The organism is Streptomyces synnematoformans (assembly GCF_039531005.1).
Taxonomy (GTDB): domain Bacteria; phylum Actinomycetota; class Actinomycetes; order Streptomycetales; family Streptomycetaceae; genus Streptomyces; species Streptomyces synnematoformans.
The window spans coordinates 1-12713 of record NZ_BAAAPF010000209.1; the positions used below are offsets into that span (position 1 = coordinate 1).

Here is a 12713-nt window from a genome sequence, read left to right on the forward strand (position 1 = left end):
ACGCGGCGGCCCGGGGCCGGAGGGCGGTCGGTCGCATGTGCTCGGTGCCGATGGTGTTCCGATGCCCGGCGTGGGGGAGCCGGGCGGGGAGGCGGACGAGCTGCCCTCCGTTCAGGACCCCGGAGGCGGGGTCGCCGGCCGCCCGCCGGCCTCCGGCGGCCCGGGGCCGGAGCGCCGGCGGTGGCGGCCGGGTCCCCGCGCCGCCGCGTGCCGCTCCGCGGTGCCGGGCACCCCTCCGTCGCCGTCCGGCGCGGAGGAGCCCGGGGGTCGGGCGGACGCCCGGTCTGCGGGCGACGGGCCCGGGCCGGAGGGCCGCGGGTGGCGTCCGCGTACGTGTGGTGCCGATGACGGAGCGGCCTCGCGGGCCGTCGCGGAGCGCCGTACGTCGCCGTCCGGTGGGGCGGGCCCGGAGCCCGCCGGCAGCGAGGCGGACTCGGGGGGCAGCCGGTGGCGTGCACACGGGCCGGAGGACCGGCGGCGGGGGTCCCGCGCCGCGGAGCACGCCGCCGGGCGCCGCTTCGCCCGGCCCGTCCGCTGCCGGCGCCCGTGGCGGCCCGCGGTCTGGCCGGAACTCCTCGACGGGCTACAGGTGCTGTGGCGGGTGCCCGCGCTGCGGCGGATCACCGCCGCCACCTCCCTCGCCTTCGTCGGCGTCGGCGGGCTCGCCCCCGCCGCCGTCCTCCTCGCCGACGCGCGCGGCTACCCCGGGGGCGGTGGCGTGCTGCTCACCGTGCTCGCCGCCGGTGCCCTCGCCGGGGCGCTCGCGGCGGCGCGGCGGCCGCCGGGGTTCTCCGACGTGCGGCTGGCCGCCGGCGGCGCGGCCGGCGCCGCGGCGCCGTACCCGCTGTGCGTGGCGCTCTTCGCCGCCGCCGGGCTCTGCGACGGCCCGCTGCTCGCCGCCACCCTGCGGATCCGTGCCGACCACGCCCCGCCCGCGGTGCGCACCCAGGTCTTCACCCTCGGCGCCGGGCTCAAGACCACCGCCGGCGCCGCCGGTGCGGCCCTGACCGCCGCCGCGGCGTCCGCGCTCGCGCCGTCCCGGCTCCTCGTCGCCGTCGCCGTGCTCCAGCTCGCCGGCGCGGCGCTGCTGCGCGAAGCCCCCCGTCCCGTACGCCCGGAACGGGGGGCGTGAGCGACTGGGCGGCCTCAGCAGTCGGACGGCGCCGGCTTGCCCGCCAGCCGTCCTTCCAGCCACCTGTACGCCGCCGGGTACGACGCCACGGCGCCGCCCACGTGCGTCGGCGCGATGTTCGTGGAGAAGTCCACGGTGGCGCCCTTCGCGCACCAGTCGTCGACCATCGTGTCGCCGACCGCGTACGGGATCACGTCGTCGAGCAGGCTGTGCGAGACGAAGACCGGCACCTCCGGCTTGCGGTCGCCGATGCGCTGCTCCGCGACGACCTCGCGCCACGGCGACTCGTCCATGTAGTCGGTGATCGGCCGGCCGTCGGAGGTCAGCGTCTTCGTCTGCAGGAAGGGGAAGCGCAGCAGCGCTTCGGCCAGGCACATGTCCGCGGCGTCGGCCATGGTCTGCCGGCCGCGGTCGTTGAGGTACGGGTCGAGGTCGACGTCGGCGCCCTCGGCGAGGCCGGCGACGGCGAAGCCGAGGAAGGCGGCGTACAGCGAGCCGTCGAGGTTGCGGCCGACGGCCGCCAGGTCCGCGGGCACGGCGCCGGCGGCGACGCCCTTGACGTCGAGGTCGGGGGCGTAGGAGTGGGTGAGTTCGGCGGCGGAGGCGGCCGCGCCGCCGCCCTGCGAGTAGCCGTAGACGGCCACGGGGCCGTCGTCGGGGAGGTTCGCTTCGGGGAGGCGCTGCGCGGCGCGTACGGAGTCGAGGACGGCCTGGCCCTGGACGGCGCGGTTCATGTACGTGTGCAGGCCGGGGGTGCCGAGGCCCTCGTAGTCGGTCATGGCGACGCCGTAGCCGCGGGCGACGAGGCCCTTGACGAACAGGCCCTCGTACTCGGTGCCGTTGGCGAGCTGGCGCGACGGCGCGCAGGCGTCGCCGAGGCCCTGGGTGCCGGCGGCGAAGCCGATCACGGGGCGCTCGCCGGGGCCGGACCAGGTGGACCTGGGGGTGATGACGGTGCCGGTGACGGCGACGGGGTCGCCGTGGCCGTCGGTGGAGCGGTACATGACCCGCTGGACGTTCGCGTCGACCTTGACGGCCTTGAGCGGGTCGAGGTGGTAGACGGACGGTTCGGAGCGGATGACGTCGCCGTTGTCCGCGGGGAGGCCGGCGGGCGGCTCGTAGAACGGGGGCCGGTCTTCCGCCGCCGCGGCGGCGGTGAGCGGCAGGGCGAGGGTGGCGGCGAGTGCCGCTGCGGTGGTGCCGGCGAGCGTGCCGATGGCACGCCGGAGGGTACGGCCATGCATGGGGCAACTCCTCGGTGGGCGGCTCTGTCAGCGGAAGTTACTGACTTGTAAGTAAAGTAACGGGAGTCTCCGCGGACATGTCAACCCATCGCGCAGGCGCGACCCGGCGGCCCCGCGCCGCCCGCCGCCGTACCCTCAGCTGACGTCGAACAACGGCCCGGTGATCGTGAGGCCCAGGTCGTCGCCCACGTACGAGATGAGCGCGAACAGCATCAGCGCGGCGCCGGCCAGGCTGATGTCCTTGTTGAACTGGATCATCTCCATCTGCTTGGACTGCGGGTCCTCCTCCTTCCAGAAGGCGTGCATCAGCACGGCGGTCGGCACCAGGAACACCGCCAGCAGCAGCGCCCCCAGGTCCGCCCACACCCCCAGCAGCACGCTGAGCCCGCCGGCCAGCATCAGCACCCCGCTGCCCGCCGTGGCCGGCTCGGCGGCGGGCACGCCCTTGGCCGCGGCGTACTGCCCCATCTGTTTGGTCTGCGTCAGATGGCCGACGGCGGAGCTGAGGAAGAGGGGGACGAAGAGGATGCGGCCGATCAGCACCAGAACGTCCATCGGAGCCTCCGGAGACGAGGGGTCATGGAGGGCACAACTATTCCTCGGGCGTGGCCGCGTCAAGCGCAGCGGCGCCGCACGGGCCCCCGTATGACGCACGAAAGGGGCGGCCCGCATCGCCGCGGACCGCCCCTCCCCTCGCTTCCCGGGGCGCTACGTGAACAGGCGCAGCGGGATCGCCGCCGCCATCGCGGCCATCCCCGCGTCGTTCGGGTGCAGGCCGTCGCCGCTGTCGTACGCCGCCAGCAGCCGGCCCGGGTGGGCCGGGTCGCGGGTGGCGGCGTCGAAGTCGACCGTGCCGTCGTACTCCCCGGCGGTGCGGATCCAGTCGTTGAGGGTCTGCCGGACCTTCTCCCGCTCCGGGGTGTGGAAGCCGAGGTCGTCGCCCTCGAACGGCAGGAGCGTCGCGCCGTGGACGCGCAGGCCGCGGGCGTGGGCCTGGCGGATGAGGCTGCGGTGGCCGGCGACGAGGTCGGCGGCGGTGACCTCCTCGTCGACGGGGGCGTCGCGGCCGGGGTGGCCGAGGTCGTTGATGCCGAGGAGGACGACGACGTGCCGGGCGGCCGGCTGGTCCAGCACGTCGCGGGCGAAGCGGCGGATGCCGGCCTCGCCGAAGTACGGGGCGTAGTTCTCGGCGTTGGAGCCGGGCGGCGGGTTGGGGTCGCGGAGGAGCCGGTTGCCGCCGATGCCGGTGTTGAGGACGCCGGTGGCGGTGCGGCCGGCCTCCTGGCGGAGGCGGCGGGCGAGGACGTCGGGCCAGCGGCGGTTGGCGCCGACGGTGGTGACGGAGCCGTCGGTGATGGAGTCGCCGAAGGCGACGACCGCCTCGCGCGGGCCCGCGGCCGCGTGCTGCCCCGGCGCCGTGCCGGCGACGGCGACGCCGGCGAGGAAGTACCAGCTGGTGAACGTGCGCTGCGGGTCGACGGCGGGCTTCGCGGTGACGTTTCCGGCGGCCGCGTGGTTGCGCTGGAACGCCGATCTGTGCACCGTGTCGCCGGGCGTCGGCCGCGGCAGGTAGACGCTGACGGCGAGGTCGGCCGCCGCGGGCACGGCCAGCGGCACCGGGTCGCTCCACCGTCGGGTGCCGGGCGGCAGCGTCACCGACGTACGGCCGCGGAAGCGCACCGCCCGGTCGGTGCCGGGCACCACCGCGGTGCTGTCGCCGGGGACGGCGCGGCCCACGCGGACCTCGCCGACGACGAGGGGCTCGGTGCCGTACCGGTTGGTGAGGCGGATGCGGAGGGCGCGGCCGCCGGTGCTGGTGTGGACGACCTGGCGCAGGGTCTGGTCGGCGAAGGCGGTGTCGTCGGACGCGGGCACCGTCGTCTCCGCGGCGGCCCACGTGCCGGTCCAGCCCCGGCCCCCGGCGCCGGCCTCCGCGCCGGCTTCCGCGGCGGACGCGGTGCGCGCCTGCCATGTACCGGCGAGGACGGGGGTGACGGCCACGGCCGCGGCGGCGCGGCCGATGCTGCGCCGGCTGGGGCCGCGGGCGGAACCGGCATCGGGGGCGGGTGGCGGGGTGGCTTCTTCGGGCACGTGCGGACCTCCCGGCTCGGCGGCCGGGCGCCGGCCGGCCGCCCGCCGTCGAACGCCGGGTCGAACCGGCCGCCCGGCCGGCAGAGAAACCAAACGGAAGGACGGTACGGCCGCTCCGGGCGGCGGTCAACGGGGCGTCTCCGGCCCCGCGATGGGCGCTTGCGTGCGAAACTCGCGGCATTTGTTGGTCTAGACCTTGACAGGTCCAGACCAATGGGCTTTGCTCCACCATGCCAAGCACACCCCCACCGACAGGATGTGATGACGTGTCAGCCACACGCGCACACGCACGCCTGCACCTCGGGCTCGGCAGACGGCTCAAGGCACTCCTCGCCGCGCTCGCCGCGGCGGCCGTACTCGCCGTGCTCGTCCCCCTCGCCACCGCCTCCCCCGCCAGCGCCGCCGCCTGCGCGGCCGGCTGGTCCAGCGGCGCCGTCTACACCCAGGGCAACGTCGTCTCCCACAACGGCCACAACTGGCAGGCCAAGTGGTGGACCCGGGGCGAGGAGCCCGGGACCACCGGGCAGTGGGGCGTCTGGGCCGACCAGGGCGCCTGCGAAGGCGACGGCGGCGGCGATCCCGGCCCCGGTCCCGGGGAGTTCGTGACGGAGGCCCAGTTCAACCAGATGTTCCCGAACCGGAACTCCTTCTACACGTACAGCGGCCTCACCACCGCCATGCGGTCCTACCCCGCCTTCGCCCACACCGGCGACGCCACCACCCAGGCCCGCGAAGCCGCCGCCTTCCTCGCCAACGTCAGCCACGAGACCGGCGGCCTCGTGCACATCGTCGAGCAGAACCAGGCCAACTACCCCCACTACTGCGACGCGAACCAGCCCTACGGCTGCCCCGCCGGCCAGGCCGCGTACTACGGCCGCGGGCCCATCCAGCTCAGCTGGAACTTCAACTACAAGGCCGCCGGCGACGCCCTCGGCATCGACCTGCTCAACAACCCCTGGCAGGTGGAGCGGAACGCCTCCGTCGCGTGGCAGACCGGCCTGTGGTACTGGATGACCCAGAGCGGCCCCGGCTCCATGTCCGGGCACACGGCGATGACCACCGGCGCCGGCTTCGGCGAGTCCATCCGCTCGATCAACGGCGCCCTGGAGTGCAACGGCGGCAACCCCGCCCAGGTCCAGAGCCGCATCAACAAGTACACGCAGTTCACGCAGATCCTCGGCGTCAGCCCCGGCCCGAACCTGAGCTGCTGACCACCCCGCCCTCCCCCTGAGACCGGCGGGCCCGCGCCCCTCCTGCGGGCCCGCCGCCTCACATTCCGCGGCGCTGATCGGTCAGAAGGGTGAGCAAGGGAGAGCCAACCATGAGTGACACCGTCGACTTCACCCTGATGTACGCGATGCACGACGCGCTCCGCCGCGACCTGGACCACCTCGTGAAGGCCGCCGCACGCACCGACGACGACCCGCGCCGTGTCCTCGCCGCCGCGGCCGGCTGGGAGCTGTTCAAGAAGGTCCTGCACATCCACCACACCGCCGAGGACGAGGCGCTCTGGCCCCCGCTGACCGAGGCGCTCGCGGGCCGGCCCGACGACCTGGCCGTCGTGGACGCGATGGAGGCCGAGCACGCGCAGATCGACCCGCTCCTCGACGCGGTCGACGCGGCGCTGGCCGACCGCGACCACGGGCCCGAGCGGCTCGGCGGGCTCGTCGACGAGCTGGCCGGGAAGCTGCGGGCGCACCTGACCCACGAGGAGGACGACACGCTGCCGCTGATCGAGCGGACGCTGACGGCGGCGCAGGTGCAGCACTTCGGCGGAGTGCACGCCGCCAAGGGCGCCGCCGACGGGCCGGTGCTGACGGCGTGGATGCTGGAGGGCGCCGACGAGAAGATGCGGACGGCGGCGCTGGCGTACCTGCCGGAGCCGGTGCGTGCGGCGTACCGGGACGAGTGGCGGCCGGCGTTCGTGGCCCGGGACTGGTGGGGTACGGGCCGCTGACCTGCGCCGGGGCGGACCCGGGGCGGACCCGGGGCGGGTCCCGCGCGCTTCCGCCACGCGCGGGGCCCGACCCGGCCGCAACCGCATACCGGATCCGCATACCGGGCCCGCATATGCGAGGTGGGGGCCGCGGTGCGGTCACATCGGCGCGCTCTCGACGGTCAACAGAAGGAAGGCGTCGCCGAGAGGACCCGACCAGATGGACGAACACGACTGGCTGGCCGCACGATTCGAGACCGACCGCCCCCGCCTGCGCGCCCTGGCCTACCGGGTGCTCGGCTCGGCCGACGAGGCCGACGACGCCGTCCAGGAGAGCTGGATCAGACTGAGCCGCGCCGACGGCGTCCGCGCGAAGGACCTCGACGGGTGTCTGCGCACGACCGTCGCCCGGGTCTCGCTGCACATGCTCCGGTCCCGCAAGGCCCGCCCGGAGATCCTCGTGGACGCCACCGAGCCGGGCGAACCGCCGGCCGACCCCGAGCAGGAGGTGCTGCTCGCCGACTCCGTGCGCCTCGCGATGCTGGTCGTGCTCGACACGCTGACGCCGCCGGAGCGGCTGGCGTACGTGCTCCACGACATGTTCGCCGTGCCGTTCGAGGAGATCGCGGCGGTGGTGGACCGCGCGCTGGCGGCGGCGCTGCGGCTGGCGGGCCGCGCCCGCGACCGGGTGCGCCGCTCCGGCCCGGCGGGCGGGTACGGCGGCGGACCCGGGGCGGGCGGGGCGAAGAGCGGCGTGACGGGTGGCGTGACGGGTGGCGCGACGGGCGACCCCAAGGACGCCGGGAAGGGCGCCGCGGGCAGCGCGTACGGCGAGAGCGTCTACGACGCGGCCGGGTCCGGCGACGACGGCGTGGACCCCGCGGTCAAGGCGGGCGCGGACATCGCGGGCGCGTTCTTCGCGGCCTCCCGCGACGGCGACTTCGAGGCGCTGCTGACGGTGCTCGACCCGGACCACCCGGTACGTCCCGAGGCCCCCGCGGGGCGCGCCGGGGCGGCCGGGGACGCGGACGCCGAGACCCCGGACGCCGAGACCCCGGCACCCCCGGACCCCGCGGCGCCGCACCCGACGCCCCCGGAACCGGCGGCCCCCCGCACCGCCGGTGCACGCGCCGAGCGCCGCGGCGACGCCGTCGTCGGGGCCACCGAGGTCAACGGCACCGAGTCCGTCACCCGCGTCTGCACGGTACGCACCTGGGCCCCGGTCCCGGCGCTCATCGACGGCGGCGCGGGCCTGGTGTGGGTCCAGGACGGCCGCCCGCAGATCGCGTTCCGCTTCACCGTCCGGGACGGTGAGATCACCGGCGCCGAGCTGGAGACCGACCTCTCCGGCCTCAGCATCGTCTACTGACCCGGGACCCGGGACCCGGGCCCCGGGACCCGGGACCGGGGACCGGGGACCGGGAGGGCGGCGACCGCTACCAGGGCACCGGGCCGTCCGCGCTGAGGAACCCGCCGGTCGGGCCGTCGTCGCCGAGGGTCGCCAGGCGCACCACCACGGCCGCGCCCTCGGCCGGGGTGAGGAAGCCGGTGTGGCCGTTGATGTCGGTGTCGACGTAGCCGGGGGCGACGGCGTTGACCAGGATGTTCTCCGGGCGCAGCTCGTTCGCGTACTGCAGGGTCAGCGCGTTCAGCGCCGTCTTGGACGGCGAGTACGCCGCCGACGGCAGGTCGGCCAGGGGCCCGTCGACGGTGGCGGTCAGCGCCAGCGACGCGGCGTGGGTGGAGAGGTTGACGATCCGTGCGGCCGCGGACCGCCGCAGCAGCGGGATCATCGCGTTGGTCACGGTGATCACACCGAAGACGTTGGTGTCGAAGACCGCGCGGACCCGTTCCACGTCGACCGCGCTGGGCACACGGTCGAGGGCGTCCTGCGGCGCCGCCTGCCCCGACCCGGTGATGCCGGCGTTGTTGACCAGCACGTCCAGCCGGCCGAAGCGGTCGCCGATCCAGTCGGCGGCGGCCCGGACGGTGGCCGGGTCGGTGACGTCCAGCACGACCGCGTGCGCGTCGCCCCCCGCGGCCCGTACCGCCGCGGCGGTCTCCTCGCCGCGCCGCGGGTCGCGTGCGCCGACGAGGACGGTCGCGCCCTGTGCGGCGAGCAGTTCGCCGGTCGCACGGCCGATGCCCTTGTTCGCGCCGGTGATCAGGGCCACCTTCGACTGCGGGGTCTTCTCGTTCATGGGCGGGGCTCCCTTTCCGTTCGGCTCCCGTTCGGCTCGGTCTCCATGGAGATGCCGGCGCCCCCCGGTTCCGTGACACTCCGCAGGTGTGGGGCGCGTCACCCTACGTCGCCCGGGCGAGGATGCGGGGGGCGACGGGCCGGGTACGAAGGTACGAAGAGTGCGGGCGGGGGGGATCGAGAGGGAGGAGCACCGGATGCGCGCGGACGAGGTCGTACCCCTGGGACGCACCGAGGTGTCCGTCACCCGCCTCGGCCTGGGACTCGCCTCCCTCGGCGGGCTGTTCGCGCCCGTGTCCGACGAGGACGCCGCGGGCACCGTCGACCGCGCCTGGGACGCCGGCGTCCGGCTCTTCGACACCGCCCCGGTCTACGGCTACGGGCGCTCCGAGCGCCGCGCCGGCACCGCGCTCGCCGGCCGCCCCCGCGGCGCGTACGCGCTGTGCACGAAGGTCGGCCGGCTCATCGTGCCCGGCGGCACCGACACACAGCCCATCTGGGCCGACCCGCCGCCCGGCGTCGGCCCGCGCCGGGACTACTCGTACGCCGGGGTGATGCGCTCGGTCGAGGACAGCCTGCTGCGGCTCGGGCTCGACCGGATCGACGTGCTCCACGTGCACGACCCGGACGAGGACTTCCCGGCCGCCGTCACGGACGCGTACCGGGCGCTGGCCGAACTCCGCGCCCGCGGCACCGTCGGCGCGGTGTCGATCGGCGTCAACCACGCCCCGGTGGCGGCCCGTTACCTCCGCGAGGCGGCGGCCCCGGGCCCGGACTGCGTGCTGCTCGCCGGCCGGTACAACCTGCTGGACCACACCGGCCTCGACGAACTGCTGCCGCTGTGCGCGGCGCGCGGCGTCGCCGTCATGGCGGCCGGCGTCTACCAGTCCGGCCTGTTCACCGACCCCCGCCCCGGCGCCCCGCACGGCTACGCCACCGTGCCCCCGGCCCTCGTCCGCCGGGTCGCGGACTGGCACGCGCTGTGCCGCCGCTTCGGCGTCCCGCCCGCGGCGGCGGCCGTCCGCTTCCCGTTCGGCCACCCGGCGGTGACGAGCGTCGTCGTCGGCGCCCGGACGCCGGAGGAGGTCACCGGCACGGCACGGGCGCTCGCGCACGCGGTGCCGGCGGACTTCTGGGCGGCGGCGAAGTCGACGGGCCTGCTGCCGCGCCGGATCCCGACGCCGGAGGTGGCTTAGGCCGGGGACCCGGCAGCGGGGGCCGGTGTCGCGTGCGGCGCGGGCGTCATCGTGGCACCGGCCGCCGGTCCGGGCCGTCCACCGCCGCCGGCCGCAGCCGGTGCACCACCGCGACCAGCACCAGCGTCAGCGCCAGCAGCCCCGCCCAGATCACCCACTGCTCCGGCCACAGCCCCGGCGACGCCCCGTCCGGCGTCCGGCCGCCGTCCACCCCCGTCGCGACCACCGCCGCCAGGCCGGCGACCGTGGCCACGACCACGAGGCGGCCGGCGACCCGGGCGGTCAGGGGCAGCGGGCGGGAGGTGCGGCGCGGACCGCGCAGGTGGAGGCGTTCGCTGGGGCGGGCGGGGGCGAGGAGGCGCAGGAGCAGCATGGCGGCGATGGGCATCTGCAGCGCCCAGACCAGGGTGCGGAAGGTGCCGTCGTACCAGACGTTCGTGCCGTAGAGCAGCGTGTGCCAGACGCTGAGGACGTAGACGACGATGATGAAGCGGTGCAGGGCGCGCCACATCCGTGAGCCGGTCCGCTGGCGCAGGTAGTACGCCAGGCCCAGCGGGATGGCGAGGTAGAAGGCGAGCAGCCCGATGAGGATGGCGATGCGTCCGGTGCCGGTGGCGTAGCCGCCGGGTATGAAGACCTTGACGGTGGCGTCCCATATCCGGCCGGGCCAGGTCGCGCCGCCCTCGTTGCCGCGGACCTCCTCCAGGAAGAACATCAGCGCGTGCATGAACATCAGCGCGATGGTCGTCAGACTGGTGGTGCGGTGCAGCTTCTCCAGCCCGGCGGCCGGCAGCCAGCGGACCTTGGGGCGCGGGCCGGTGCGCAGGAGGCTGAAGACGATGGTGACGTACGCCCACAGCAGGCCGGACCAGCCGAACGCCTGGCAGAGCCAGTACATCCAGTACTTGTCGGCGTCGGCGAGCATCGGCATGACCTGGATGGTGGCGGACGAGCCGTTGTCGACGCGCACGTAGAGCCAGGCGAAGACGGCGCCGGTGACGACGAGGGCGATGCCGGCGTCGGTCCCGGCGGCGCGGACGTCGGCCCCGAACCCCGCCCAGTCGAACCACCCGCCGGCGCGTTTCGCGCCCCGCCTGCCGTTCGGGCCGCCGTCCCGCGCGCCGCCGGGCCGCTGCCCGGCATCCGGCTCCGTACCGTCCCGCTCTTCGCCCGCCGTTCCGGGCAGCCCTGATCGATGTCTCATCGACATCCTCCGCCTCCTGCGCACCGTCGACCCCGCCTGATGCGTACCCCTCACCTTCTATGCATAGTCAAACTCCCGGGGAGGCGGCGCGGCCGCCCCTACACTGGCGGGTGCAGCCGGTTCGCCCCGTCCGCCAGGCGGTGGCGTCGTAAGAGGGAACCCGGTGGGAATCCGGGACTGCCCCGCAGCGGTGAGCGGGAACGACCGCCGTCATACGCACTGGACCCCGGCGGGTCCGGGAAGCGACGGCCAGTAGGCGCCCGTGCGCGCAGCTTCGCGCGCAGGGGCCCGCCCGCAAGTCCGAAGACCTGCCTGCTGCCCGCGCGCGGGCGTTCCGTGCGCGGACATCCCGGTGGCCTCGAGGGCGGGTCGGCGCACGTGACGTACAGGGCGGGCACACGCACAAGGCACCGCGACGCGGCGGAGATCCGCCGCGGCACCGCGGGTGCGTGCCGCGCCGCCCCCTTCGCGCCTCCTCTCCCTCCTCCCGCCGCCGGGATCTCAGGGATTCATCTCGCGAAGGAGATCTCCGTGACAGCGAAGTCCGCAGCCGCGGCAGCACGGGCGACCGTGTACGGCTACCCCCGGCAGGGCCCCCGCCGGGAGCTGAAGAAGGCGATCGAGGGCTACTGGAAGGGCCGTGTCACCGCCGACGGCCTCCGCGCCACCGCCGCCGAACTGCGCCGCGCCAGCCGGCGGGAGCTGGCCCGCGCCGGCGTCCACGAGGTGCCGACCGGTGACTTCTCGTACTACGACCACGTGCTCGACACCACCGTCATGGTCGGCGCGATCCCCGGCCGCCACCGCGACGCGGTCGCGGCCGACCCCCTCGACGGCTACTTCGCGATGGCGCGCGGCACGCAGGACGCGCCGCCGCTGGAGATGACGAAGTGGTTCGACACCAACTACCACTACCTCGTCCCCGAGCTGGGCCCGGACACCGTCTTCACCGCCGATTCGGGCAAGCAGACCGCCGAGCTGTCCGAGGCCCTGGCCGCCGGGCTGAGCGCGGCCCGGCCCGTGCTGGTCGGCCCCGTGACGTACCTGCTGCTGGCGAAGCCCGCGCCCGGCGGGCCCGCGGACTTCGAGCCGCTGACGCTGCTGGACCGGCTGCTGCCCGTGTACGCGGAGGTGCTGGCCGACCTGCGCGCGGCCGGCGCCGGGTGGGTGCAGCTCGACGAGCCGGCCCTCGTCCAGGACCGTACGCCCGCCGAACTGGCCGCCGCCGAGCGCGCCTACCGCGAACTCGGCGCCCGCGCCGACCGGCCCGCGCTGCTCGTCGCCTCGTACTTCGACCGCCTCGGCGACGCCCTCCCCGTACTCGCCAAGGCGCCCGTCGAGGGACTCGCGCTCGACTTCACCGGCGCCGCCGCCGCGAACCTCGACGCGCTGGCCGCCGCCGGCGGACTGCCCGGCAAGCGGCTCGTCGCCGGCGTCGTCGACGGCCGCAACGTGTGGGCCTGCGACCTGGAGCGGGCCCTGGCCACCCTCGGCACCCTCCTCGGGCTCGCCGACCGGGTCGACGTCGCCGCCTCCTGCTCCCTGCTGCACGTCCCGCTCGACACGGCGGCCGAGCGGGACCTCGACCCGCAGTTGCTGCGCTGGCTGGCGTTCGCCCGGCAGAAGTGCGCCGAGGTCGTCACGCTCGCCCGCGGGCTGGAGGTCTCCACCCGCACCGTGCTGCGCGACATCGACGCGCTGTCCGCGGCC

The 12713-nt window shown here is 75.6% G+C and carries 10 protein-coding genes, 1 pseudogene and 1 riboswitch; of the genes and pseudogenes, 6 read left to right on the forward strand and 5 right to left on the reverse strand.

Features of this window, described 5'->3' with window-relative positions; all coding sequences use genetic code 11:
- The first annotated feature begins 601 nt into the window (after positions 1-601).
- On the forward strand, positions 602-1132 hold the full coding sequence (locus ABD317_RS25340; protein ID WP_344292292.1) for a hypothetical protein: 531 nt from the start codon (positions 602-604) through the stop codon (positions 1130-1132).
- 14 nt (positions 1133-1146) lie between these two features.
- Here ABD317_RS25340 and ABD317_RS25345 read toward each other — a convergent pair whose 3' ends face one another.
- The 3 genes from ABD317_RS25345 to ABD317_RS25355 form a co-directional block, all read right to left on the reverse strand.
- Positions 1147-2376 (reverse strand): lipase family protein, encoded by a 1230-nt coding sequence (locus ABD317_RS25345; RefSeq protein WP_344292294.1) that lies wholly within the window; start codon positions 2374-2376, stop codon positions 1147-1149.
- A 135-nt stretch (positions 2377-2511) separates the two neighbouring features.
- Positions 2512-2931: a DoxX family protein gene (locus tag ABD317_RS25350; RefSeq protein WP_344292296.1), complete on the reverse strand. Its 420-nt coding sequence runs from the start codon at positions 2929-2931 to the stop codon at positions 2512-2514.
- Positions 2932-3084: 153 nt separating this feature from the next.
- Complete coding sequence (locus ABD317_RS25355; protein WP_344292298.1) at positions 3085-4467, reverse strand: SGNH/GDSL hydrolase family protein; 1383 nt, start codon at positions 4465-4467, stop codon at positions 3085-3087.
- A gap of 266 nt (positions 4468-4733) precedes the next feature.
- Between ABD317_RS25355 and ABD317_RS25360 the strand changes: the two genes are divergently transcribed.
- From ABD317_RS25360 to ABD317_RS25370, 3 genes are all read left to right on the forward strand, one after another.
- The gene (locus tag ABD317_RS25360) at positions 4734-5678 is read left to right on the forward strand and encodes a glycoside hydrolase family 19 protein (RefSeq protein ID WP_344292300.1); all 945 of its coding nucleotides are present in this window, start codon (positions 4734-4736) and stop codon (positions 5676-5678) included.
- 110 nt (positions 5679-5788) lie between these two features.
- Positions 5789-6424, forward strand: coding sequence for a hemerythrin domain-containing protein (locus ABD317_RS25365; RefSeq protein WP_344292302.1), 636 nt, complete (start codon positions 5789-5791; stop codon positions 6422-6424).
- A gap of 199 nt (positions 6425-6623) precedes the next feature.
- On the forward strand, positions 6624-7772 hold the full coding sequence (locus tag ABD317_RS25370; RefSeq protein ID WP_344292303.1) for a sigma factor: 1149 nt from the start codon (positions 6624-6626) through the stop codon (positions 7770-7772).
- A gap of 67 nt (positions 7773-7839) precedes the next feature.
- On the opposite strand, the gene ABD317_RS25375 is transcribed toward ABD317_RS25370, so the two are convergent.
- Positions 7840-8604, reverse strand: coding sequence for an SDR family oxidoreductase (locus ABD317_RS25375; RefSeq protein WP_344292305.1), 765 nt, complete (start codon positions 8602-8604; stop codon positions 7840-7842).
- A gap of 196 nt (positions 8605-8800) precedes the next feature.
- On the opposite strand from ABD317_RS25375, the gene ABD317_RS25380 reads away from it, so the two are divergent.
- Positions 8801-9799 carry an aldo/keto reductase gene (locus ABD317_RS25380; protein WP_344292307.1) on the forward strand — a complete coding sequence of 333 codons (999 nt, stop codon included), beginning with the start codon at positions 8801-8803 and terminating at the stop codon, positions 9797-9799.
- A gap of 46 nt (positions 9800-9845) precedes the next feature.
- Here ABD317_RS25380 and ABD317_RS25385 read toward each other — a convergent pair whose 3' ends face one another.
- Positions 9846-11009, reverse strand: a complete 1164-nt coding sequence (locus ABD317_RS25385; RefSeq protein ID WP_425582436.1) for a ferric reductase-like transmembrane domain-containing protein — start codon at positions 11007-11009, stop codon at positions 9846-9848.
- 94 nt (positions 11010-11103) lie between these two features.
- Positions 11104-11333: riboswitch (cobalamin riboswitch) on the forward strand.
- 201 nt (positions 11334-11534) lie between these two features.
- On the opposite strand from ABD317_RS25385, the pseudogene ABD317_RS25390 reads away from it, so the two are divergent.
- Positions 11535-12713 (forward strand): annotated as a pseudogene (locus ABD317_RS25390) (5-methyltetrahydropteroyltriglutamate--homocysteine S-methyltransferase); the annotation flags it as partial.

What these genes read in the sequence shown, in the direction of transcription:
- ABD317_RS25345 (WP_344292294.1), bottom strand. Translation starts at nt 2,376, where the DNA reads ATGCATGGCCGTACCCTCCGGCGTGCCATCGGCACGCTCGCCGGCACC.
- ABD317_RS25350 (WP_344292296.1), bottom strand. Translation starts at nt 2,931, where the DNA reads ATGGACGTTCTGGTGCTGATCGGCCGCATCCTCTTCGTCCCCCTCTTC.
- ABD317_RS25365 (WP_344292302.1), top strand. Translation starts at nt 5,789, where the DNA reads ATGAGTGACACCGTCGACTTCACCCTGATGTACGCGATGCACGACGCG.
- ABD317_RS25370 (WP_344292303.1), top strand. Translation starts at nt 6,624, where the DNA reads ATGGACGAACACGACTGGCTGGCCGCACGATTCGAGACCGACCGCCCC.
- ABD317_RS25375 (WP_344292305.1), bottom strand. Translation starts at nt 8,604, where the DNA reads ATGAACGAGAAGACCCCGCAGTCGAAGGTGGCCCTGATCACCGGCGCG.
- ABD317_RS25380 (WP_344292307.1), top strand. Translation starts at nt 8,801, where the DNA reads ATGCGCGCGGACGAGGTCGTACCCCTGGGACGCACCGAGGTGTCCGTC.
- ABD317_RS25385 (WP_425582436.1), bottom strand. Translation starts at nt 11,009, where the DNA reads ATGTCGATGAGACATCGATCAGGGCTGCCCGGAACGGCGGGCGAAGAG.